Annotated in this window: 20 protein-coding genes; 13 read left to right on the top strand and 7 right to left on the bottom strand. The window is 47.5% G+C overall.

What is annotated here, in order from left to right:
- The first annotated feature begins 2 nt into the window (after positions 1 to 2).
- The 4 genes from GWG06_RS17270 to GWG06_RS17255 all read left to right on the top strand — a co-directional run bounded on the left by GWG06_RS17270 (position 3) and on the right by GWG06_RS17255 (position 3,238).
- Complete coding sequence (locus tag GWG06_RS17270; RefSeq protein WP_160714647.1) at positions 3 to 710, top strand: porin family protein; 708 nt, start codon at positions 3 to 5, stop codon at positions 708 to 710.
- 153 nt (positions 711 to 863) lie between these two features.
- The gene (locus GWG06_RS17265) at positions 864 to 1,487 is read left to right on the top strand and encodes an outer membrane beta-barrel protein (RefSeq protein ID WP_127041061.1); all 624 of its coding nucleotides are present in this window, start codon (positions 864 to 866) and stop codon (positions 1,485 to 1,487) included.
- A gap of 189 nt (positions 1,488 to 1,676) precedes the next feature.
- Positions 1,677 to 2,369 (top strand): porin family protein, encoded by a 693-nt coding sequence (locus tag GWG06_RS17260; protein WP_160714645.1) that lies wholly within the window; start codon positions 1,677 to 1,679, stop codon positions 2,367 to 2,369.
- Between the two features lie 146 nt (positions 2,370 to 2,515).
- The gene (locus GWG06_RS17255; RefSeq protein ID WP_127043338.1) at positions 2,516 to 3,238 is read left to right on the top strand and encodes a porin family protein; all 723 of its coding nucleotides are present in this window, start codon (positions 2,516 to 2,518) and stop codon (positions 3,236 to 3,238) included.
- 285 nt (positions 3,239 to 3,523) lie between these two features.
- On the opposite strand, the gene metF is transcribed toward GWG06_RS17255, so the two are convergent.
- The gene (gene metF / locus GWG06_RS17250) at positions 3,524 to 4,477 is read right to left on the bottom strand and encodes a methylenetetrahydrofolate reductase [NAD(P)H] (protein WP_127043339.1); all 954 of its coding nucleotides are present in this window, start codon (positions 4,475 to 4,477) and stop codon (positions 3,524 to 3,526) included.
- A 168-nt stretch (positions 4,478 to 4,645) separates the two neighbouring features.
- Here metF and lptB point away from each other — a divergent pair, with 168 nt between their 5' ends.
- The 8 genes from lptB to GWG06_RS17210 all read left to right on the top strand — a co-directional run bounded on the left by lptB (position 4,646) and on the right by GWG06_RS17210 (position 17,762).
- A complete protein-coding gene (gene lptB, locus GWG06_RS17245) occupies positions 4,646 to 5,407 on the top strand; it encodes an LPS export ABC transporter ATP-binding protein (RefSeq protein WP_127043340.1) in 762 nt (253 codons plus the stop codon).
- 66 nt (positions 5,408 to 5,473) lie between these two features.
- Positions 5,474 to 6,958 (top strand): GH3 auxin-responsive promoter family protein, encoded by a 1,485-nt coding sequence (locus GWG06_RS17240; protein ID WP_235938394.1) that lies wholly within the window; start codon positions 5,474 to 5,476, stop codon positions 6,956 to 6,958.
- A gap of 17 nt (positions 6,959 to 6,975) precedes the next feature.
- The gene (fabG, locus tag GWG06_RS17235; RefSeq protein WP_127043342.1) at positions 6,976 to 7,725 is read left to right on the top strand and encodes a 3-oxoacyl-[acyl-carrier-protein] reductase; all 750 of its coding nucleotides are present in this window, start codon (positions 6,976 to 6,978) and stop codon (positions 7,723 to 7,725) included.
- 158 nt (positions 7,726 to 7,883) lie between these two features.
- Positions 7,884 to 8,444, top strand: coding sequence for an RNA polymerase sigma-70 factor (locus tag GWG06_RS17230; protein ID WP_127043343.1), 561 nt, complete (start codon positions 7,884 to 7,886; stop codon positions 8,442 to 8,444).
- 5 nt (positions 8,445 to 8,449) lie between these two features.
- On the top strand, positions 8,450 to 9,613 hold the full coding sequence (locus GWG06_RS17225; protein WP_160714643.1) for a FecR family protein: 1,164 nt from the start codon (positions 8,450 to 8,452) through the stop codon (positions 9,611 to 9,613).
- A 227-nt stretch (positions 9,614 to 9,840) separates the two neighbouring features.
- Entirely contained in the window at positions 9,841 to 13,008 is a 3,168-nt protein-coding gene (locus GWG06_RS17220; protein ID WP_202183042.1) for a TonB-dependent receptor, read from the top strand.
- A 20-nt stretch (positions 13,009 to 13,028) separates the two neighbouring features.
- Entirely contained in the window at positions 13,029 to 14,552 is a 1,524-nt protein-coding gene (locus GWG06_RS17215; RefSeq protein ID WP_202183041.1) for a RagB/SusD family nutrient uptake outer membrane protein, read from the top strand.
- A 183-nt stretch (positions 14,553 to 14,735) separates the two neighbouring features.
- Positions 14,736 to 17,762 carry a glycoside hydrolase domain-containing protein gene (locus GWG06_RS17210; RefSeq protein ID WP_235938392.1) on the top strand — a complete coding sequence of 1,009 codons (3,027 nt, stop codon included), beginning with the start codon at positions 14,736 to 14,738 and terminating at the stop codon, positions 17,760 to 17,762.
- 118 nt (positions 17,763 to 17,880) lie between these two features.
- Here the strand turns inward: GWG06_RS17210 and GWG06_RS17205 are convergent, their stop codons facing one another.
- Positions 17,881 to 18,774, bottom strand: coding sequence for an SMP-30/gluconolactonase/LRE family protein (locus GWG06_RS17205; protein WP_160714641.1), 894 nt, complete (start codon positions 18,772 to 18,774; stop codon positions 17,881 to 17,883).
- Between the two features lie 147 nt (positions 18,775 to 18,921).
- On the opposite strand from GWG06_RS17205, the gene GWG06_RS17200 reads away from it, so the two are divergent.
- Positions 18,922 to 19,974 (top strand): nucleoid-associated protein, encoded by a 1,053-nt coding sequence (locus GWG06_RS17200; protein WP_127044474.1) that lies wholly within the window; start codon positions 18,922 to 18,924, stop codon positions 19,972 to 19,974.
- 192 nt (positions 19,975 to 20,166) lie between these two features.
- Here GWG06_RS17200 and GWG06_RS17195 read toward each other — a convergent pair whose 3' ends face one another.
- The 5 genes from GWG06_RS17195 to GWG06_RS17175 form a co-directional block, all read right to left on the bottom strand.
- Positions 20,167 to 21,669, bottom strand: coding sequence for a PSP1 domain-containing protein (locus tag GWG06_RS17195; RefSeq protein WP_160714639.1), 1,503 nt, complete (start codon positions 21,667 to 21,669; stop codon positions 20,167 to 20,169).
- A 147-nt stretch (positions 21,670 to 21,816) separates the two neighbouring features.
- Positions 21,817 to 22,956: a DNA polymerase III subunit gene (locus GWG06_RS17190; protein ID WP_127044422.1), complete on the bottom strand. Its 1,140-nt coding sequence runs from the start codon at positions 22,954 to 22,956 to the stop codon at positions 21,817 to 21,819.
- A 34-nt stretch (positions 22,957 to 22,990) separates the two neighbouring features.
- Positions 22,991 to 23,539: a hypothetical protein gene (locus tag GWG06_RS17185; protein ID WP_160714637.1), complete on the bottom strand. Its 549-nt coding sequence runs from the start codon at positions 23,537 to 23,539 to the stop codon at positions 22,991 to 22,993.
- A gap of 115 nt (positions 23,540 to 23,654) precedes the next feature.
- On the bottom strand, positions 23,655 to 24,176 hold the full coding sequence (locus GWG06_RS17180; RefSeq protein ID WP_160714635.1) for a glutathione peroxidase: 522 nt from the start codon (positions 24,174 to 24,176) through the stop codon (positions 23,655 to 23,657).
- Positions 24,177 to 24,281: 105 nt separating this feature from the next.
- Positions 24,282 to 24,968, bottom strand: coding sequence for a ComF family protein (locus GWG06_RS17175; RefSeq protein ID WP_160714633.1), 687 nt, complete (start codon positions 24,966 to 24,968; stop codon positions 24,282 to 24,284).
- Positions 24,969 to 24,994: the final 26 nt, after the last annotated feature.

Genomic DNA, 24,994 nt, shown 5'->3' with positions numbered 1-24,994 from the left:
TTATGACAAAGAAGACGATTCTGTTATCAATTGCTGCGATGTGCATTTCCTTTGCAGCTATGTCACAGGCCCGAGTGGGTATAAAAGCCGGTTGGAATCTTTCCAATATTACAACGGATAACTCAGGAGGAACCAAAGACAGCCGAAGTTTATCAGGTTTCAACGCAGGCGTGATTGCCGACCTGCCGTTGGTGCCCAAGATCCTATCCTTCCAACCAGGAGTATTTTACAGCACAAAAGGTAGTAAGATTGAATCAGGAGACAAAAACAACTCCACCACCACACCTTTCATCAAGTACAGCGTAACACCGTCCTACATTGAAATTCCCCTGAACTTTGTGGGTAAAATTCCAATCGGACCTACGGTGAAACTGTTTGGTGGTATTGGTCCTTACTTTGCCTTTGGGGTAGCTGGGAAAAATAAGAAAGAAGTATTGCTGGCGGGTGTAACCACCACTACTTCCACAAGTATTAAATGGGATGACGACACCCCGTTCAATTCCAACAACAATTCCGCTCCCGGTAAATGGAAAAGATTTGACTGGGGTGGTAACGTACAGGTAGGTGCTGAAATCAGCAATTTCCTGGTAAGTGCGCAGTATGGTATCGGATTTTCAAAAGTATATTCCGGCCAGAGCAGCAGCACAGACGAAAAGAATAAGAACCGCGTATTCAGCGTATCCGTTGGTTATCTGTTTGGTGGAAAATAGCAACTGTACACAACAAATAACCTCCTGATTTTGTAATACAAGGCAAGCAAAAAATACAGGCTACTTCATAGTTAGCAATCCAGAAAAGTATAAAAGTGGCGTCACCCGCCTGTTGACGCCACTTTTAACCAATTACCAAATACATATCACAAAATGAAAAAGGTACTATTATCGATGGCGGCTATACTTATAGCCGGTGTTACTTTTGGCCAGGCCAAATGGGGTATTGTTGCAGGTCCTCAGTTCTCCAGCGTGGCAACCAAAAATTTCACATCGAACGGAAAGGAAACCAGCAAAATTTTAACCAGCATCAGAGCGGGTGTTACTGTTGACATTCCGCTGGCAGATGAATTTTACATCGGAACCGGATTACTGTATTCCGGCAAAGGCGGTAAATTCAAGAATACCGATATGAAAGTATCACTGGGGTATTTACAGCTGCCTATCAACTTTATGTTTAAACCGGAAGTAGGTAGCGGCAGGCTGGTACTGGCGGTAGGTCCTTACATCGCTTACGGCGTAAGCGGTAAATACAAGGATATTCCGCTGGTAGGCGAAAGGAAAGCCTTCGATGATGAAGCCACTGCCTTACTGAAACTGAAACGTTTTGACGCCGGCGGTAACCTGGCTATTGGCTATGAAATGCCTATGGGCCTTTACTTTGGTCTTAATGCCGACCTCGGAATGGTAAACGCATTTGATAATACCAACAACGACAGGAAATTCAAAAACACTTCCTTTGGCGTTTCCGTTGGATATAAATTCAGTGGCAGATAATTCACTGAATACACCGCAATAACAATTTCTTAAAGGGCTGCCGGGCTATACCGGCGGCCCTTTTTTATGATTTACAAAACCTTTTAATTAATTTTGCCGTTAGTAACCTTGAAAATTAATAAGAGCGGGAGTTTTTACGTTCCAACTTTATAATGACTGTGTTCTTTTAATCCCCTTATTGCGGTATAGATGAAATTTTTTACGTTTACGTGTGTAGTGGCTTTTATGGCCGTTACCACAGCCAATGCCCAGGTGAGCCTGGGGTTACGTGGCGGATATGTTAACTCCTGGACGGATTTTAAACAATCCGGCAACGGTAGCAATCGAGTGAATACTAATTCACTGGACGGATGGCAGGCAGGATTCTACCTGAATGTGCCATTACTTAAGAACCTGCATCTGCAGCCCGGATTGAGCTACATTACAAAGGGCACGAAACTGGAGACTACCGCAGGCCAGCCTTCCAATATTTTTGTTCCCGGAGCCACTGCTATAAAGCTGAAATACCTGGAACTGCCTGTAAACCTGGTTTATAAAGTACCTATCGGTATCGGTAAACTGGTAATAGGCGCCGGACCTTATGCCGCTTACTGCGTTCGCGGAGATTATGACCTGGCTATATATAGCGATGGTAAGGAAGTACAGAACAGCTCCCAGCGAGTGGATTTCAAAAAAGATCCCAATGTGTTTACCACCAGTTTCAGATTGCAGCGCTGGGATGCCGGTTTGAATGCTACTGCCGGCATAGAGTTTAACTGCTATGTAACAGTAGGCGTTAACTACAGCCTGGGGATGATGGATATAGACCGGGCTGATGCCGCACTGAAAAACAGGTACTTCGGTATTAATATAGGCGTGTTGCTGAACCGGGAAGACTGGTAATAATACTACTTAAATATATGCATAAAAAAAGCCCTTCCCAATCGGAAGAGCTTTTTTTATTTCTCGATAACTTTCACTGAATTTACCTTTTAGGCATTATGTAATTAATATATATTTGCGAAAAATATATTTAATAATTCCTTTCTATGAAAAAGAGCGTTCTGTTAATCGCCGTAGCACTGGTAGGATCCATGTCCACTTTTGCACAGGTAAAATTTGGTGTAAAAGCTGGTCTGAACCTTTCCGGAGCGACCGCCAAAGCTGATGACAAAAAAGTTGAAGGTCTGAAATCAGCCACAGGCTTCCACATTGGAGGTATCGCAGATATCTCCCTGGCTGAAAACTTCTCCCTGCAGCCTGGTTTAATCTACAGCCAGAAAGGTTTCAAATTTGAAGAACCATTTGATGGCCCCGGTTCCCAGACTGTTACCATGACCTCTAAAATGAGCTACATCGAAGTACCTGTTAACTTCCTGTACAGGGCTAACCTGGGTTCAGGTAAAATCTTTGGTGGCGTAGGACCTTACTTTGCCTATGGTATCGGCGGTAAGGTTAAGTTCGCAGGTTTAGGCCCTATCGGTGACCTGCCTGGCATGGATGATTACTTCTCCAACAGAAAAATTAAATTCGACGGGAAGAAATTATCTGAAACTGCTACTGCTGAAGAAGAAAAAGAATACTTTAAAAATGACCACTACAAAGGTTTTGATGCCGGCGCTAACGTAATGATCGGCTACGAACTGAAATTTGGTCTGTTCTTCACTGCTAACTACAGCCTGGGTTTAACCAACGGTGCAGTAGAAGATAAAGCCTCCTACAAGAACAAATCCTTCGGTATCTCCGTTGGTTACATGTTCGGTGGTAAATAACTAATTACTTCATTATTAACCGGATAACACGGGAAAAGACCGCTCAAAAGGCGGTCTTTTTTATTTTTTTTAAAAGGAATAGGGGTCTTCTTCAGATAACGCGTCTTATTTACAGAAAGTTGCCTCCCGAAGGAGGCAATGATCATTGGACAGTTAATTTAAATGTGTGACAGTTATAGGGATATGCCAGTACGTATCTACGTGATGGCATTTATATGAAAGAAAAGCAAAAAAGGGAAAGACTTTTGTCATTCCCTTTGTTTTTTATATACAGGCGGGTAATCCTTATACAATAGCCTCTACCGCTTTACGTATCACCTGTGGCTTGCCCAGGGTATAGTAGTGCAGTACCGGCACACCGAACGCTTTCAGCTCTTTTGACTGGTTAATGAGCCACTCTGTACCTACCAGTTCCACATCCTTATCCGTCTTGCATTTCATAATCTCGTTGGAGAGATCCGTAGGAAGGTCTACATGGAAGATCCGCGGCAGAATAGTCATCTGTTTCTTGGAGGTCAGCGGTTTCAATCCCGGAATAATAGGAACGGTGATACCCATCTCCCGGCATTTATTTACAAAATCAAAGAATTTCTGGTTATCAAAGAACATCTGGGTAACGATGTAATCGGCGCCGTTTTCCACTTTGCGTTTCAGATGGCTCATATCGGTCTGCATATTCGGGGCTTCGAAATGCTTTTCCGGGTAACCGGCCACACCGATGCAGAAATTGGTTTTTACGCCGCTTTGCAGGTCGTCTTCCAGGTAAACGCCGTTGTTCATACTTACTACCTGGTCCAGCAGTTCGCTGGCATAGCTGTGCCCGTGCGGGTCGGGTTCAAAGAAGGTTTCGTTTTTAGGCGCATCACCTCTCAGTACCAATACGTTATCAATACCGAGGAAGTTCAGGTCTATCAGGGCGTTTTCGGTTTCCTCGCGGCTAAACCCGCCACAGATCAGGTGAGGAACGGCATCAACATTGTAATGGTTCATGATGGCTGCGCAGATGCCTACTGTACCGGGGCGTTTACGGATTTCCACCTTTTCAAAGGCGCCGTCAGCCTTCTTTTTAAACATATGCTCACTGCGGTGGTAGGTTACGTTAATAAAAGCAGGATTGAAAGCCATCAGCGGATCCAGGTGATCGTAGATAGATTCGATGCTCTTACCTTTAAGCGGGGGAAGGATTTCAAAGGAAATCAATGTATCCTTGGCCTGGGCGATATGTTCTGTTACTTTCATAAAGTTATAAGCTTTGTGGAATGTAGGTTGTCTGGTTAAACCTGATTCCTGCTAAAATACGCGGGCAAAAATACTATATCCGGGAATCAATATCACACATTTTTCATCTTAGGAGAACTATAACTAGGCCAAGTGAATGAATTGTTTAATTTTGCTAAGTTTGATCATATGGCATTAAGAATACATACAGACCAGCTGGTAAAGCGTTACGGTAACAGAACGGTGGTAAACCATGTATCTGTTGAAGTATCTCAGGGAGAGATAGTAGGGCTGCTGGGCCCTAACGGGGCTGGTAAAACCACCTCCTTTTACATGGTAGTAGGGCTGATTAAGCCAGATGAGGGCAATGTGTACCTGGATGACCTGAATATTACCAAATTGCCCATGTACAAGCGGGCTAAAATGGGTATTGGTTATCTGCCACAGGAAGCCTCCGTATTCCGGAAGCTGAGTGTGGAAGACAATATTGCTGCAGTACTGGAGATGACCGATCTGAAAAAAGCAGAACAAAAAGAGAAGCTGGAATCGCTGCTGAGCGAATTCCGCCTGCAGCACGTGCGCAAAAGTCCGGGTGATGTACTGAGTGGCGGAGAACGCCGCCGTACCGAAATTGCCCGCGCCCTGGCCGTAGACCCGAAATTCATCCTGCTGGATGAACCCTTTGCCGGTATTGACCCTATTGCCGTGGAAGACATTCAATCTATCGTAGCCAAGCTGAAATACAAGAATATCGGCATTCTGATAACTGACCATAACGTACAGGAAACCTTGTCTATCACCGACAGGGCCTATTTATTGTTTGAAGGTAAAATTCTGAAATCCGGTTCTGCGGAAGAACTGGCAGAAGATGAACAGGTAAGAAAAGTGTATCTTGGCCAGAATTTTATTCTGCGCAGGAAGAATTACCTGGACGAAGCAGCTAAACAATAAAAACATTCTACAGCATCCTATATGAGAATTTTAAGTCCTGCAATATCACAACTCGCAAGATTGCGCATGGGGCGCATTGCATACTTTATGCAGTATCCCGTGCAGGTGCAGCAGCAGGTATTCCAAAACCTTATCAGTGCCGCCCAGTATACGGAGTTCGGCAAACAGTACGGCTTCTCAAAGATTTATAAAATCGAAGAATATAAAGAAAGGGTACCTGTACATACCTATGATACTATCAAACCGTATATACAGCGTACGATGGAAGGCCAGCAGAACGTGCTGTGGAACACGCCCATCAAGTGGTTCGCCAAATCCAGCGGTACCACTGCCGATAAAAGCAAATTCATTCCGGTAACCGTAGAAAGCCTGGATGAATGCCACTACCGCTCCGGCCGGGATGTTATTTCACTCTATTACAATAATTTCCCGGACTCCGACGTATTTACCGGTAAATCCCTGATTATCGGGGGAAGCCACCAGGTGAATAAATTATCGGAAGACAGCGATTCCTACTGCGGTGACCTCAGCGCTGTGATGTTACAGAACATGCCGTTTTACGGTAACATGATCCGCACACCGGACCTGGAAATAGCCCTCATGGACGAATGGGAAGAGAAAATAGAACGTATGGCCAACGCCGTGATCCACGAGAATGTAACCTCCATTGCAGGGGTGCCTACCTGGACCATTGTACTGATCAAACGTATATTTGAACTTACCGGAAAAGATAACCTGGCCGATGTATGGCCTAACCTGGAATTATATATGCATGGCGGGGTGAGCTTTACGCCATACCGCGACCAGTTCTCCAAACTGATCCGCAAGCCGCTGATGCACTACCAGGAAACATACAATGCCTCCGAAGGCTTCTTTGCCGCACAGGATGTTGTTGGCGAAGAAGGCCTGCTGCTGTTCCTGAACCATGGCATCTTCTATGAATTCATGCCGATGGAGGAACTGGGTAAGGAAAACCCGCGTACCCTGCAGCTGCAGGAAGTGGAAACAGGAAAGAACTACGCGCTTGTCATCAGTACCAACGGCGGCTTGTGGCGTTACATGGTGGGAGACACCATCCAGTTCACTTCCCTGTTACCTTACCGCATTAAAATCAGCGGCAGAACAAAATCCTTCATCAACGCTTTCGGGGAAGAAGTAATCGTAGAAAATTCTGATACCGCTATCGCCAAAGCCTGCGAGGCTACCGGCGCGGTTGTCAACGATTATACCGCAGCGCCGGTATATTTCAGCGACCAGGGCAACGGCGGGCATGAATGGCTGATAGAATTTGAAACAGCACCTGATAATCTGGACAGCTTCGTGACCATATTGGATAAGACACTGAAATCCATCAACTCGGATTATGAAGCCAAAAGACATAAGGATATTGCGCTCAGACCTCCGGTAGTACATGTATTGCCCAGAGGCGCATTCTGCGAATTCCTGAAAAGCAAAGGCAAGCTGGGAGGGCAGCACAAGGTCCCCCGTCTGAATAATGACCGCAACTACCTGGAGGAAATCCAGCGCTTTGCGGCTACCATGAACTCTTAAAACCTATCAACTATAACATGAAATTACTGGAGAACAAAGTAGCGATTGTAACAGGCGCCAGCCGTGGTATCGGAGAAGCGATTGCGTTGAAATTTGCAGCACAGGGAGCTAATGTGGCATTCACATATGTAAGCTCCGATGAAAAGGCAAAGATCCTGGAAGATAAACTCCGGGCACTGGGCGTACAGGCGAAAGCCTATAAATCCAATGCAGGTGTATTTGAAGAATGTGAAGTGTTGGTAAATGAGGTACTGAAAGAATTCGGAAAAATTGATATCTGCGTAAACAACGCAGGCATCTCCAAAGATAACCTCCTGTTGCGTATGAGCCCTGACCAATGGGATGATGTGATGAACATCAACCTGAAGAGCGTATACAACATGACCAAACATGTTATCCGCCCGATGATGAAAGCCAAATCCGGCAGCATCATCAATATGAGCTCCGTTATCGGGATCATGGGAAATGCCGGCCAGAGCAGCTATGCCGCTTCTAAAGCAGGTATTATCGGATTCACCAAATCCATTGCACAGGAAATGGGTAGCCGCAACATCCGTTGCAACGCTGTGGCTCCGGGTTTCATTGAAACAGATATGACCAGCTACCTGAAAGAAGGAGAGGGCGCCAGCAATTATATCCAGCAGATTCCCCTGGGCCGCTTTGGTACGCCGGAAGATATTGCCAACGTATGCCTGTTCCTGGCATCCGACCTGGGCGGATATGTTACCGGCCAGACAATCAGCGCCTGTGGCGGTTTGTGCATGTAATACATTATTTTAAAATCGGGAAAACGCGGGTAGTTTATCCGCGTTTTTTTTATTGATATTAACTGTAGTATCTTGCCCTGACAGTATATTTGTTTACAGTGAACAATGTTGCAGGATAATGCCCTCACCGGTATTGCCTGCATCCCACACTTAACATTTTGGAGGAAGCAAGTCTAAATATCAACCATCAGAAACGCACCCCGCCAGCTTTTGACGCGTTATTCAAAGCGCACTACAATATGCTGTGCGCCTTCGCCTACAATTTTGTGAACCGCCACGACCTTGCCGAAGAAATTGTACAGGACACCTTTCTCCGGATATGGGAACGTTATGATGAGCTGGATATGACTGCTGAAAAAGCATACCTGTACCGCGCTGTGCAGAACAACTGCCTCAACTTCATCCGGCAGGATAAAATCCGCCGCCGTTACGGGCACGAGCTGATGGAACAGCTGGAGAACAGGATCTCCCTTATGAATACCGGCGCAACACCTTCACCGGCAGAAAAACTGGAGCATTCGCAACTGGCGCTGATGGCCGAAGCTGCCATCCGCCGCCTGCCACCCCAATGCCAGGACATATTCCGGCTAAGCCGCTTTGAAGACTTATCATACCCCGAAATATCCCGCCAGCTGGGCATCTCCGTTAATACCGTCAAAACGCAGATGACCCGCGCCCTCCGGAAATTGCGCGACGAATTACTCCCGTTGCTGAAATAATCATCTTGCTGAAAAAAAAATTTTACGGCCTTGTCACCCTGTTCTATACCGGCGATTGTCTTAGTTACTGTTTTACGTATATGGAGGCTAACTATTTCAATGAACAGGCAGATGATCTGATTGCATGTTTTCTTTCCGGCAATGCTACACCGGAAGAACAGGAACAGCTGAAACACTGGCTGGAAGCGTCGCCGGACAACCGGTTACATTTTCAGCAGCTGCGCGATGCATGGCTGGCAGCGGGTACTTCCCGTGGCTATGATGAGGCAGCTGCCTGGCATACGCTGCAGCGGCAGCTGGCTACACCTGCTATCCGCCGCTGGAAGCCTCTCCTGCGTATGGCGGCCTCCTGGGCGCTGCCATTCCTGCTGGGCGGTGGTATCGTTTTCTCCTGGCTGGCCTTCCGTAAAAATACCGGAAACTCCGGTATGGTGACCGTTACCAGCCCCAAAGGAGCTACCACCAGAATTGAACTGGCGGATGGCACCGAAGTATGGCTCAATGCGGGCAGCCGCCTGCAATACGCTGCCAGCTATAATATGCAGGCACGGGAGGTACAACTGGAAGGAGAAGCCTTTTTTAAAGTGCAGACCAACCCCCGAAAACCTTTTACCGTAAAGGCGGCAGACCTGAAAATACTGGCGCTGGGAACCTCCTTTAACGTGAAAGCCTATCCGGAAGATAAAGACGTGGTCACCACCCTGGTGGAAGGCGCGGTGAAAATTGATGGCTCCGGCGCCGTCATTCCTTTCGATATGATGATGAAACCTCATCAGAACGTAGTATACCGGAAGCCGGAAAGCGTGAACAGAAAAGCATCTCCGGCCGGAAACCCTGCAATGCCGGAGCCGGTGGTGAGCAAACAGATCAGCGATACCGAAATATATACAGCCTGGAAAGACGGCAGCTGGATCGTTGCCGGCCAGGCCCTGGAAGAACTGGCTGTAACCATGGAACGCAGATTCAACGTTAACGTGGTATTCAACGATGAAGAACTGAAAGCATATCGTTTCAGCGGCACTTTCCGCCAGGAAACACTGGAACAGATACTCAATATCCTGAAACTGACAGCACCATTATCTTATAGCATAGAAGGAGGAACCGTAACACTGAACGTCGATAAAATACTGAAAGAGAAATATGCCAACGCGCTGAAGGCCGCGAAATAGCCATCATCATTATTAAACCTGTAAAAACACATTTAATGAACGGTATGAACAACTGAAAAAAATTGGGGTAATGCGACTTACCCCAATCCAACGAACAACACATGTTGGTGTAAGCCTTTGCGACGGGCCTGCACCGTAATTATTCGTTTAACTAAAATCTACACAAGTTTATGAAATCCACTTCAAACCTGGCGGCATTTCCGTGGCCCGGGCGAAAATTATTACTTATGACCAAATTAACAGGGTTACTGATTTTCGGAGGTTTTCTACAGGTTTCTGCCACCACCTTCGCGCAGGACAAAATCAGCGAACTCCATGCTGAAAACAAAAGCGTGCGCGATGTTTTCAAGCTCATTGAAAACAACAGCAGCTACCGCTTTTTTTATAATGAAAATTTTGCTGACCTCAACAGAACCGTCAGCATAGATGTGAAAAATAAAAGGATAGGAGATGTGCTGGGAATGATGTTTTCCAGTGCCAGCGTTACCTATCGCGTACTGGAAAACAACCTCGTGGTCATTACTCCGGTAAACAACCAGGCGGTGAAAGTTACCGGCAGAATCACAGATGCCGTTACCAATGAACCATTGCCCGGTGTAACGGTGACTGTGGAAGGCACTGCCATCGGCGTAGTAACAGACGCCAACGGAAAGTACACGCTGCAGGCGCCGTCTGAAAACAATGTCCTCGTCTTCTCCTTCATCGGCTACATCTCCCAGAAAGTGCCCGTAGGCGCCCGTACGGAACTAAACATCAAGCTGGAACCGGATACAAAGAAGCTGGAAGAAGTAGTGGTGATGGGGTATACTACTACCACCACCAAAAACCTCACCGGCGCAGCGCAGTCTGTCAGCGCCGCCAGGCTGAAAGATGTACAGGCAGCGAGCGTGGACAAGATGCTGCAGGGAAAGGTGAGCGGCGTATTTGTGGGCAACAGCTCCGGAGATCCTGCTGCTGCACCAATTGTTCGTATACGCGGTAACGGTACCCTCACCGCCAGTAATGCACCGCTGGTGGTGGTAGACGGTATCATCGGCGGGCTGCCCAATCCCAGCGATATTGAAACGGTTACCATCCTGAAAGATGCGGCAGCTACTACGCTCTACGGCGCACGTGCAGCCAACGGCGTTATGGTTATCACCACCAAACGCGGGAAGGCCGGTAAAACACAGGTCAGCTTCCGAACCAACATCGGTGGCGCCTCCCTGAATACGGGCAACTTCCACCTGATGAACGGCACGCAGCTGTATGATCTGCAAAAAGCCAGCGGCGCCAAACTGGATCCCGAACAACGTGATATCAACACCAACTGGCAGAAGCTGGCTTTTCAGAACGCCACCAACCAGAACTACGAACTGGCGGTCAGCGGTGGTAACGAAAAAACCAAATTTTACCTGGGCGGTAACTACTATAAAGAAGATGGTATCCTGAGAGGCACCGGAGTAGAGCGTTACAGCGTGCGGTTGAACATTGACCATAGCATCAACGATAAACTCCGGCTCAGCGCTAACTTCGCAGGCACGCAGCAGCGCGACCAGGATAATTCCAACGGCTCCCTGTATCAGTATTACCTGAACGTTCCCTGGGATAACCCTTACGATGCTGCCGGAAAGCCCGTCAACCCGGTATTTGTCGATAAATGGTATAACCGCGATCAGAGCAATTTCCTGTATGACCAGCAATACAATTACGACAAAAATACCCGGCAGAACCTGGAAGCGCTGGTGAAACTGGAATACGATATTACCCGGTGGCTATCCTTCAGCACTACCAACCGCGCCCAGTATTACCGCCGTCAGGAAACTTTGAACGGCGATTCCAGAACCAGCGCCGGTGGCGATGATTTCGGCAACCTGACCAACTACAACCAGGACTCTTCTACCTACATCAGCTCCAACCTCCTGAAAGCCAGGTATACGTTCAATAAGAAACATAACGTGGACGGCCTCGTGGGCGCTGAATTCCTGAGTAACAACTTCCTCGACCTGAATGCCAAAGGTAAAGGCATGCTGCCCGGCACCAATGTGCTGGATGTTACTTCCACACCGGTGAAAGCAGGCGGCAGCAGAAAAGAAAGCGTGTATAACTCCTACTTCGTACAGGCCAACTATAACTACGATTACAAATACTATTTCACCGCCTCCTTCAGAAGAGACGGCTCTTCCAAATTCGGACGGGATCAGCGCTATGGTAACTTCTATGCCGCCGGTGTTTCCTGGGCCGTTTCAGAAGAAGCATTTATCAAACAGATCAAAGCCATCAGCAACCTGAAAATCCGCGCCAGCTACGGTACTACCGGTAATGCAGAGATTGGCGACTACACCGCTATCGGCGCCTATAAAATTGATGTGCAGTACAACGGCCGTCCGGTTGGCTATCCTAACATTTACAATGCCCCCGATCTTTCCTGGGAAAAGGCGTACAATGCCAACCTGGGTATCGACATCGGATTGTTTAACCGTATTAATCTGACGGTAGAACTCTACCAGAAAGATAACCGGGATCTGCTCTTCAACGTACCGCAGCCGGCCACCTTCGGCTACGACTACATCGCCCAGAACGTAGGCTCCGTGCGTAATAAGGGTATCGAAATCAATCTCAGTACAGATAATCTCACAGGCGGATTTAAATGGAGCACAGACTTCAACATCGGGTTCAATAAGAACAACATCACAGAACTGAGCAACGGTAAAACATCTATCATCGATCCGCTTAACAGCAGATTTATTCTGCAGACAGGCAGGGATATGCGCAGCTTCTATATGAGGGAATGGGCCTACGTGGATCCCGCTGACGGCTCTCCGGTATGGTATAAATACGGAACAGACGCCAGTGGCAATGTTACCAGAGATACCACCCACAACTATGGCGCAGCAACGCTGCAGGTAGTAGGTACGGCCACGCCTGTATTCTTCGGCGGTATGCGCAATGTGTTTTCCTACAGGAACTTCCAGTTGTCGGCCTTCCTGTCTTTCGTTTCCGGCAATAAAGTATACAACGGCACCCGTGAACTGATGGACAGCGACGGCGCCTATGCCGGCTACAATGCCATGCAGCTGTACAAAGGCTGGAGCCGCTGGGAGAAACCCGGAGACCAGGCTACGCATCCGAAATGGACGAATGGTTCCAGAACCAATTCCAACAAACCGTCTTCCCGCTACCTGGAAGACGGCAGCTACCTGCGTCTGAGAAATGTGAACCTCAGCTATACCTTCCCCAAAGAATGGCTGAACCGCATGCACCTGGGTAATGCGCGTATATCCGTTGGCGGTGATAACCTCTGGACACTCACCCGCTTCTCCGGCATAGATCCGGAAGCAGATGACCGTGGTATCTCCGGCATTAAATATCCGTACAGCACCAAATGGTATGCAGGTCTGGAAATTAATTTCTAACAGGTATTTAAACTGATTACATGATGAAGAAGTTCATATCAACATATCTGGCAGGGGTAATGATGGCATTGGCTTTTACCTCCTGCTCCCTCGACAGAAAACCTTTCAGCGCTGTGGAAGACGACGGCATGCTGAAAGATCCCAGTAAGTGGTCCGCCGCTACAGGCGGTAATTACGCCATGCTGAAGGAAGCAAACTTTACCCGTAACTATGTGCAGATAGGAGAGTTTCCCAGCGATGATATTGTGTTTGTAAAAACATCCACAGACAATCTCTTTTTTTCTTACAACTATGTTCATATTCCAGCACAGGCCAACGTGTACCAGTTATGGACAATGGGATACAAGGCCATCAACGGCTGCAACCGCCTGCTGGAAGCTATGGAGGCCGGAAAATCTCCGGCCACGGATCAGCTGATAGGAGAGAACCTGTTCATCCGTGCATTCGTGCATTTCAGTATGGTTAAAATATTCGGACGTCCTTATCCGCAGCAGGCATCTACCAACCTGGGTATTCCCGTGGTAACAAAAGCCAATGCACCGGTACCGCCTAAACGAAATACAGTCAGAGAAGTATATGACCAGGTAATTGCCGACCTGAAGAGAGCGAAAGACCTGATGAACAATGACAATACCAACAGCTATGCTACCAGCAGCGCTGCAAAGGCATTGCTGGCAAGGGTTTACCTGTATAGGGAACAGAATGATTCCGCATACATCTATGCCGATTCTGTTATCAACTACGGTATGATCAGCAGCCGTGTAAAATTAAAACTGCTGCCCGGAGATGCCCTGCCAGGCTACTTTACCAAGAACAACGAATCCAATGAGGAAACCATCTTTGCAATCAGGCATACATTGCAGGATGACAGAGACTGGGCTTCCCTCGGATCGATGTTTTATACTTCGCCGGGTGGTATGGGGTATGGAGAAGTATATGCATCAGAGCCCTACCGCGAACTGCTGGACAAATATCCGCAGGATATACGCCACGCCTTTATTCAGGCAGCCGGTTATATGAAAAAGACTAACGGAGAAGACTCTATCGGCCCCAACGGGAAGAAGGTCGTGATTAAAGCAGGCCGGGATACCGCCACCTGGGCAGATAAATGGTACATCCTGAAATACTCCAACCAGGAAGGCGTGCCCACGCTAAGTTCGCCGGTAGTACTACGCCTGGCCGAAATGTATCTCATCAGGGCGGAAGCCAGCGCCAAAATGGGTAAAATGGATGCTGCCATCGCTGATGTAAACATCATCCGTCAGCGTGCCGGCCTGAGCGGCAGCGCCCTTTTCTCCACCACCGACCTGAAAGGCTACCCTTCCGTACTGGATGTAGTACTGGATGAAAGGCGCCTGGAGCTTGCATTTGAAGCACAGCGCAGCTTCGATCTGTTCAGGAATAACCGTAGCGTCATCCGCAATTACAAAGGCGTACACCCGCCTAACCAGGTCATTCGCGCTACCGACGAAAAAGTACTGCACTACATTCCGGAACAGGACATATTGTTGAATCCGAATCTGGTACAGAACCCGATTCAGTAATTACGAATTGCGAATTACGAATTACGAATGAGGGGCGGAGACATGAGCGGATAAAGAATTTACTTCTTCGCTTATGTCTCCGCCCCTCATTCGTAATTCGTAATTCGCAATTCATAATCTCCCATTTCCTATGTAAATTGATCCCGCAGTGAACAATATCATTTAATAAACCTTTCAATTTTCATGTACCTGATTCATCACCACCGCCGTCTGTGGCGGAAAGGATTGCTACTGGCCGGGTTTTCCCTCGCCTTGCTGGGTGCTGCAAATGCCCAGCAGGTAAAGTATACGGCCGGCAATAACAGCTGGGATGCGGATTCTCTGGGTAATCACCGCGCAGTAGTAACTTTCAGCGGTAACGGCCCGGTAGCCCGCGTTATTATTCCCTGGAGACGCAGAGATGCCCATCCTGAAAACAAACGGATTATTATCCAGGACGCCCAGACGAAACAAAAAATTTCCAGGATAAAATCACTGTCGCTTACCCGTGAACAGGGAGATATATGCTTTGAACCTGCCTCCGGGAAAGGAACATACTATATTTATTACCTGCCGTATAAGAATGAGGGCAGATCCAACTACCCGCAGGGAGTATACCTCAGCCCGGAACAAACGACAGATAATAACTGGCTGCAGTCTGTTCCCGCTAGCCTGAAACCCAATGCAGTACTGAAAGAGCTGGAAGCTACAGATGATTTCAATACTTTCTTCCCCATGGAAGTTATCGCTACAGCGACCGAAGAAAAGCAGCTGCTGCTAAAGCATCCCGGTGCCGGATACCTCGTATTTCCGGAAGACAGGCAGTATCCCATCAAAATGACAGACGACCTGCCTCAGCGCTGGATTCAGAAGGGGCCATCCCAGTCATTTGCCGGTCAGGCAGATAAAGGAGAATATTATTCCTTTCAGCTGGGCATCTATGCACTCAAAGATCTGAAGCAGGTAAAAATATCTTTCGGAGATTTAAAAGCGCCTGATGGTAAGACTATCCCGGCATCGGCCTTGAACTGTATCAATACAGACGGTACTACCTACGACGCACAGCCGTTTTCCAGTAAGGTGAATATCGCCGGTGGCAAAGTACAGGCGCTGTGGTGCGGCATTGATGTTCCCGCATCCGCTGCAGCCGGCACTTATAAAGGGATTGTCACCATTCATCCGGAAGGTATGCCGGCAATGCCTGTCAGACTCACACTAACGGTAACGAATAAACCGGCAGTTAACAGCGGCTTTAATGAACCCTGGAAACAGACCCGCCTGAAATGGCTGAACTCCACGCTGGCACAGGACAATGCGGTTATTGCTCCCTATACGCCGCTGGAAATGAAAGATAGTGTTATCAGTCTGCTGGGCAGAAAGGTGGCTATTAATAAAGACGGATTCCCGGCGCAGATACAAACTTTCTTTACCCCGGAAATGACCGCCATCTCCAGCCAGGCAAAGAACCTGTTCACCGAACCGGCACATTTTCATTTTGTCTCCGCAGCAGATGGTAAAGACCTGCAATGGCAGCACAGTGGCTGGCAGATCACCGGCAAAGACGCCGGCAAAATCAGCTGGAAAGCCACCAATACCACCACCGGCCTGCAGATGGATGTTGCGGCCTCCCTGGAATTTGACGGCTTCATGGAATATACCGTGCGCGTTACCGCACTGCAGGATGTAGCATTGAAAGATGTTACCCTGCACCTGCCCCTCGACAAAGGCGCCGCTAAATATATGATGGGCCTTAACCAGAAAGGCGGACTGCGTCCTGAAAAGATCGACTGGAAGTGGGATGTACGGCACAGAAACCAGGATGGCGCCTGGATTGGCAATGTCAATGCCGGCCTGCAGTTCACTCTCCGTGATGAACATTATGTACGACCCCTCAACACCAACTTCTACCTGCAAAAGCCTTTGCTGCTGCCGGTTTCATGGGGTAATGACAACAAAGGCGGCATCACCGTCGGAGAAAAGGGCAAATCAATACTCGTTAATAGTTACAGCGGCGAACGCACCATGCATAAGGGAGATACGCTTTACTTTAACTTCCACCTGATTATTACGCCGTTCCATCCTCTTAATACAGATTTCCAGTGGAGCACCCGCTTTTATCACAAGTATAATAACCTGGACAGTATCAGGGCTACAGGCGCTACTGTAGTCAATATCCATCATGGTAATGAAATCAATCCATGGATCAATTACCCGTTTATTGAGTGGAAGAAGATGAAAGACTACATTGATGCCGCCCACAGTAAAGGATTGAAAGTAAAGATCTATAATACGGTACGCGAGTTATCCAATCATGCCTGGGAAACCTTCCCGCTGCGGAGCCTGGGACATGAAGTGTACAGCCCCGGTAAAGGCGGCGGCTTCTCCTGGCTGCAGGAGCATATTGCCGATGATTACATCGCCGCATGGTTTGTACCTGAGTTCAAAGACGCCGCTATCATCAACAGCGGCATGAACCGCTGGCATAATTATTATGTGGAAGGTATGAACTGGCTGGTGGATAATGTCGGTATTGACGGTATCTACCTGGATGATGTTGCTTTTGACCGCATCACTATGAAGCGTATCAAACGGGTACTTACCAAAGACGGACATCCGGGTATCATTGATCTGCATTCCGCAAATCAGTATAATAAATCAGATGGTTTCATCAACAGCGGTATGCTGTATATGGAACATTTCCCTTACCTGAATCGCCTCTGGTTCGGAGAATATTTCGATTATGAGAATAATTCTCCCGATTTCTTCCTTACGGAAGTGAGCGGTATTCCGTTCGGCCTGATGGGAGAGATGCTGCAGGATGGCGGTAATCAATGGCGGGGAATGGTGTACGGCATGACTAACCGGATGCCCTGGTCAGACAATGCAGATCCGCGCCCTATCTGGAAAGTATGGGATGATTTTGGGATGCAGGGCTCACAGATGGTCGGCTATTGGGTAGATAACAATCCTGTAAAAAGTAACAACCCGGAAGTACCAGTAACCATTTACAGGAAAAATGGCGCCGTACTGGTAGCTCTTGCCAGCTGGGCAAAGGAAAATACATCCGTTAAACTGGAGATAGACTGGAAGGCACTGGGCCTCGATCCATCAAAGGCAGTTATAACAGCGCCGGATATACGTAATTTCCAGCGCGGCCAGGTCTTTGATAAGAACGCCGCCATCCCGGTAGAAAAGAACAAGGGCTGGCTCCTCACCATCAAAACCATTTAGTTATTTGGTTATTTAATTATTTGAGATTTTGTATAAAAACAGATGCCTTCCGGACTGTCCGGAAGGCATCTGTTTTTATACAAAATCTCAAATCTCAAATAATAAAATAATTAAATGATTAAAATTTTTTGCCTGGGATATCCACTCTGAAGGTCTCCACACATTTTCTGTCCTGGAGGGTAACGTATACTGTTTTACCGTCTTTGTCACCGAAAATCAGGTTGCTGCATTGTTTGCCTTTGAGGGGGATTTCGCGGATGAGGTTACCTTCCGGAGAAAGTACGGCGATGACTCCTTTGCCCCAGCGCGCGATATAGAGATTACCGGCTTTATCGCATTTCATTCCATCAAATCCGAAATCGGGGAAGGAGGCGAAGAGTGTTTTATTGGAGATGTTACCCGCTTTATCCACATCAAATTTCCAGACGTTGCGTTGTTCGCTTTCGTTGACATAGAGGGTTTTTTCATCCGGGCTCAATTCAATGCCATTGGTAGTGCCCATATTGGATTGCAGCAGTACGGGTTTCCGGTTGGCGTCTATACGCCAGAGCTGACCTGTTTTAGCAGCCCAGTTGGGATCGGATGCGAAGATCTGGTCTTTCTTATTGATGCAGAGATCGTTGGGCTGATTGAACTGACCGGAGTGGGCATATACGCTGATTTTTCTGGTTTTCATGTCCACCATCAGCACGTTATGGCCTTTGAAATCGGGCAGAAACATATAGCCTTTGCTGTTAAAGTTAACGCTGTTGCCTATACTGCCTTCGGGCAGGGTAATGAAAACTTCGCCGGCGCCGGTTTTGGTGTTGATTTTACCAACGGTGCCATCCTGCTTGAAATTTACCACGTAGAAGTTACCGGCCTTGTCGAAGTTAGGGCCTTCAATGTTAACGGAGAACATGTTTTCCGCAGTGAGGTCCTGTGCTTCAAAGAGGGGGCGGGAGCTTTGCTGGGCTATTGTTGGCAGTCCATATCCGGCTATTGCTGCCAGCAGGATCAGGTGTTTTCTCATGGGCTTGAATATTTTAGCAGGTTAAATTAAGCAAGAATTCCTGATTTTTTCAGATGGATTGGCAGGGAGTATTTTTAAGTTGTCAGGAAAAAATGTGGAAAAATATGCTGCAACCGGACTGTCAACTTATTTCTTAATTTTGCGCCCATGATTCATGTTTCGGAGTTTAAAGATCTGTCGCAACTCACAATACATAAGGTGGGCAACTCTTCCAACGAGGAGCCGCTTATCTGTTCAAAGGCGCCTTTGCAGCTGGAAGACGAAACAATCAGCCAGTTGCTGGTTACTTATTTTATTCAGCCTTTTGCCAATGCAGCTGAATATTTCCGGTTTTATCATGATGCAGATATACAGCTAAATGAAATTTTTCAATATTGTCGACGTATATTTACTGAACAAAGTGATTTTCAGGAGCAGTCTGTCAATATTGCCAAACATCTATATAAACATTCCACCCATCCAAAAATAAAAGGCGGGGAGTTGTATATTACCTACTTTAGCAAATGTCAGGTGGATGGGGAAGAAGTGGAAGCCATTGGCATATTTAAATCGGAAAACCGGGATACCTATCTGAAAGTGTTTCTGTCAGACGAGAATTACCAGGTCAACTATGAAGATGGTATTAATATCAACAAACTGGACAAGGGGTGTCTGGTATTTAATGTAGAGGAAGAAGAGGGGTATAAGGTCAGTATAGTTGACAGTAATAGTAAGCAAACCGAAGCCGTTTATTGGAAAGATGCGTTTTTACAGGTGCAGCGCCGTGAAGACAGCTACCATCAGACAGAAACAGCTGTGAATATGTGCAAGCAATTTATTCACAATAAGCTGCCAACCGAATATGAAATGGACCGTGTAGATCAGGTAGATCTGTTGAATAAATCAGCCGCTTACTTTAAGGAGAAAGAACAATTCCAGCTGGACGATTTTGCGAATGAAGTGTTGGGGCATCCGGATGCGATAGCCTCCTTCAAAGAGTACAGAAACGAATACCAGCAAACATATCAGCAGGAGATACCGGATGAATTTGATATTTCAGCTCCCGCTGTAAAGAAGCAGCAGAAAGTATTTAAGAGCATTTTGAAACTGGATCGTAATTTTCACGTTTATATTCATGGAAACCGCGAGATGATTGAGCGCGGTTATGATGAAACTACCAGCCTGCATTATTACAAATTGTTGTTTGAGAATGAATCTTAAATAACGGAACTGACTACAGGCGGCCGTGTTGTTGAATTGGTGAGAGTGATTTACAAAAGATATTTTTAAGTTTTTCTCATAAGCAAAAACCAATTATTAACAAAGGCTGCCTCATCTGGGCGGCCTTTTATTGTATATATCATTACTTAATTAAGCAAAAAGAGACAACCATATGGTTGTCTCTTTTTTATTTTACGCTTTATTATTAGGCTGATTGTTCGGGTTGTTGGGCTTAGGCTTATGGCGGGGAGGTCTCCGGTCCTGTTTAGGATTGCCCTGGCCTTGCCGTTGACCTTGTTCCGGGCGTGGCTGTTGTTCTCCGCGTCCCTGTTGTCCCTGTTTAGGCTGGCCGCCCTGTTCAGTGCGTGGTTGCTGTTCGCGTTCACGTCCCTGCCGCTGTTGCTGGCCGCCACCACCGCCCTGCCGCGGCTGGCGGTTTTCTGGTTTAGGTTTGCGTTGCTCCTGCTGCTGGCGGTTTTCCTGACGCTGGCCTCCTTTCTGTTCAGGCTTTTGTTCGTTTCTGCCACCACCTGCGGACTTCTGCTCGCCGCCTTTCTGTTGTTTATGTTTGTCTTTATCTTTCTGCTTACGTTTCTGGACAGTCTTCTCCAGGGATTTCAGACTGATTTGTCCTACTACATCGGCGAAGCCCAGATCCGTTTCTTTTGGTTTGGCAGTTACCACTTCCACTGGTTTCAGGTCATCCGGTTTAACGCCCTGCCTGTTGAGCAGGCGTATTTCCTTCGCCCGGGTGATGGTCAGCGGATACTGTTTGTTACTGCCTTCGTAGGAATACCACATCAGGCTTTTGAAGATATCTCTCTTCTGCAGATTGGCAACACCGGCGGCAGTTTCAATGGTATCTGCATCTTCCGGGAAGTCTTTCAGTGCATCCAGGTAGGTATCCAGTTCGTAGTTCAGGCAGCATTTGAGGCGGCCGCACTGGCCGGACAGCTTTGCCTGATTGATAGAGAGGTTCTGATAACGGGCAGCCGTAGTGTTAACGCTTTTGAAATCAGAAAGCCAGGTAGAGCAGCATAATTCGCGGCCGCAGCTACCGATACCACCAACTTTCCCGGCTTCCTGGCGGGCGCCTATCTGGCGCATCTCCACTTTAGCCCTGAATTCGGAGGCATAAACCTTGATGAGTTCGCGAAAGTCAACACGATCGTCTGCTGTGTAAAAGAAGGTGGCTTTACGGCCATCGGCCTGAATTTCCACTTCAGCGAGTTTCATTTCAAGGCCAAGATTGCGGGCAAGTGCTCTGGATTTAATGAGAGCTTCTTTTTCGCGTGCCTTGTTATCGCTCATTCTTTGCAGGTCATCGTTACTCGAACGACGTAATACTTTTTTTACTTCGGGGGTGTCTTCAGCACGTCTTTTCTTCATCTGAAGTTTAACCAGTTCGCCGGTAAGGCTAACGGTGCCAACATCAAAGCCGCTCACGCCTTCTACGGTAACCATTTCCCCTTTCTGGAAAATCTGTTTGGTCACATTGCGGTAGAAGTCTTTGCGACTGCCATTGTTGAAACTCACTTCTATAATGTCAAATGGTGCTAAGCTATCGCCAAGCGGAATATTGGACAGCCAGTCAAATACATTCAGTCTGTTACAACCTCCAGTGCTGCATCCTCCATTACTCTTACATCCTGACGGCTTTCCATCCACACCCGTACCACATCCGGCACAAGCCATATTATTAAATAGTTTAAATTTTAGAAATAAGCATTTCAGGTTATACCAATCCTTTAAAATACGTTTTTCCGGTCAGAAAAACAAAAAGGACAGGCGCTGACAAAGGTAAGGAAATGGGATGACAAGCTGAGAGCGGGCTCGCAGTTATTACAGAACCGGTAAAGGTTTCTTTTTAAATATATATTGTAGCTTGATAGACAATGCATGAAATAGCATCTTCGCATTGGCGTTGCGCTCAATATGATAGCAGGCGTTGTCCAGCGCATCCACAATCTCCCGGGTCTGGTCCAGGTTGGCCAGTTTGGCGAGCTTGGCAGCAAAGTCCATTTCTTCCTCAGAAAAAGCCAGCAGGCTTTTATCCAGATACTGTAATCTGAGGGTATGTTCCAGCAGATTAATAAAATAGCGGAGGAACTGTTTCTGGTTCTCACGGCCTGTTTTAGCGCTGGAGATGCCCTCAATCCATTCCTGCAGGGCTACGCGGTTGGCGGTAAAAATATAATTCAGCCAGTTGCGGAGCAGTTCATGATAGTCGTCGTCAGAGTGCTGCAGCAGGTAAATTGCTTCCCGGTAGTTGCCGGCAGTGATGGTGGCAATCTGTTGCGCGCGGGGAGGAGGTACTTTGGCTCTCTCGGTGAGCGCCTTTACCATATCTTCCTTCAGCAGGGGATTGATTTTTACCAGGTGTGTGCGGGATAATATAGTAGCCAGGATCTGTTCCTGGTTTTCAGCTACCAGTATGAACAGGGTATTCTGGGGCGGTTCTTCTATCAGTTTCAGCAGGCGGTTGCCTTCATTACCGAGGTATTCCGGCATCCACATCAGCAGTATTTTATAACCGCTTTCAAAGCTTTTCAGATTCAGCTTGCGGATAATATCCTGACATTCGGTGGCGGTGATGTTACCCTGCTTGTTTTCAGCGCCGATGAACTGCAGCCAGTCATAGGCATTGCCGTAGGGATTGTTTTGTACAAACTCCCTCCATTCACTGATATAGTCTGTGCTCACAGGCTTATCGCCGGCTTTGCGGGGTATTACCGGATAGGAGTAATGAATATCCGGATGTATGCCCTGGGCTGCTTTCATACAGGCAGCACATTTTCCGCAGGCATCGTTTTCCTGCTTGTTTTCACAAACAATATACTGTGTAAAGGCCAGGCCAAGCGGAAGCCCCCCTGCACCTTCCGGCGCCAGCAGTATCATGGCATGACTAAGTCTGTTCTGTTGTATCGACTGCACCAGCTGATGGCGTACATCAGCCTGTCCTATGATGTCTGAAAAAAGCATGGCCGCAAGATAGTGAAAAGGGGCTAATCCATTGTTATGGGAGTGACACGTAGCAGGCACTCACAAAAACGCCTGATCCTTTAACGGTACGGTTGGAAGCTTCAAAATAGAAGGTGCCTGTTACCGTTTTCAATTTGGTATTTACCCGTGTAATGGTAACACTGGAAGTATCGGTAGTCAGGTACCGGTAGTCTTCCTGCCCGGTTTTCACGGCGCCGGCTACCAGGCCGCCCTGGAGTTTGGCTGCCCTGGAAAAAATGTAGGTTTTAAGACGGAGGCTGTCATCCGCGAGTTTATGATCCGGATAAACGCCGTCTACTACATTGATAACAATACGTATGCTATCGGAAACGGCTTCCAGGCTCAGGTACTTGGCGCCGCCGCTATCGATCTGTTGCCGGAAAATGGTGTTGGTAGACAGTTGCATACTCCTGGTGGTATTCTCCAGGGTGGCGCTCATGCTCATATTGGGGCATGAAATGATGGGAGTGTTAAAATCGGACTGGCATGCATTCGTACAAACGCTCAAAGCAATCACGGCCGCTACAGCTAAGGGGCTTTTAAAATTCAGTTGGTGTTTCATGTAAATAAAAAATCCACTTGGTGTAAAATGAATATCATTGAACTAACGTATAGGTATATACGCGAGCTAGCATCAAATTATTACACTCAATGGTATAGGTAGAAAAATGTGACGGCTATTTTTCAATAGCAGCGATTACTTCCGGCGCATCCGGTTGTGTTTTGGGGGAAAAGACAGCTACCAGGTTCCCTTTTTCATCCAGCAGATACTTCTGGAAATTCCATTTCACTTCAGCTGGTTCCAGGTGTTTGGCCTTGCTTTCGTCCAGGAGCCATTTGTAAATGGGGTGAATGTCGCTCCCCTTTACAGAAATTTTAGCTGCCATCGGAAAAGTTACGGCGTATTGCCTGGTGCAGAAGGCCTTGATGTCTGCATTGGAACCAGGTTCCTGTGAACCGAAGTTATTGGCCGGGAAACCTACAATGACCAGTTTGTTCTGATATTTCCTGTATAACTTTTCGAGTCCTTCGTATTGCGGAGTATTGCCACAAAGGGAGGCGGTGTTAACGATCAGGATCTTTTTGCCTTTATAGGCGGCGAAATCAATCTTTCCGCCATCCACTGCATCTACCTTGAAATCATAGATGTGCGATGCCGTAAAAAACATGATAACAGATAAAATCGCTAATCTGAACATAAAAAGTGTTTTTGAGGAACGGTCAAAATATTATGGATACTGCGGCATAAAGATAATTATCCGATATGAGATTTTCCCCATAACAAGAAAAAAATAACTTTATTATTACCGGTAGGCATATGCCAGGCAACAGATACTGACGCCGGCGCCGGCCTCGAGCAGGGAGTGTCCGCAGGCTTCGGTGGTGGCGCCGGTAGTAATCACATCGTCAATCAGCAGCACATGGCGGCCATTGACGCAGGAATCCGCGCTGAAAACGGTTTGTACGTTTTCCCATCTGCTGATCCTGTTTTTCCTGGTTTGGGAGCTGGTATACTGTGAACGGACGAGCGCCTGCGGCAAGACGGGCCTGTTCAGTACTGAGGCGATGCCTGCCGCCAGCACAGCCGCCTGGTTATATCCGCGTTCTTTCTCCTTGCGCGGGTTGAGCGGCACCGGAACAATGGCATCTACCGCTGCTGCCCATGCACTTTCCTGCAGCATGTGCCCCATCTGTTTACCGAGCCAGAGCGCAATGTCTTTTCGCTGCCGGTACTTAAACCGGTGAATAAGACGCTGCAGCCCGGAGGCCTGGCTGTAATAATAGGCAGCAGTGGCCTGCGTAACCGGTAGCCGTCCGCTGAAGATACCGCTTACCGGATTATTCGTATACAGGTGAAAGTTAGTGGCCGGCAGGGTATCCTGACAGGTCATGCATAACAGTTCATCCGTGCGGGAGAGATCTGTACCGCATAGCTCGCAGCAATGCGGATAAAACAAATGTACGAGGGGGGATAACAAACTTCTGATCATGGGGTACTTATTTGCGGGCGGATGGC

It is taken from the genome of Chitinophaga solisilvae, assembly GCF_009928525.1.
Taxonomy (GTDB): domain Bacteria; phylum Bacteroidota; class Bacteroidia; order Chitinophagales; family Chitinophagaceae; genus Chitinophaga; species Chitinophaga solisilvae.
This window is presented reverse-complemented; position numbering and strand designations above follow the sequence as displayed.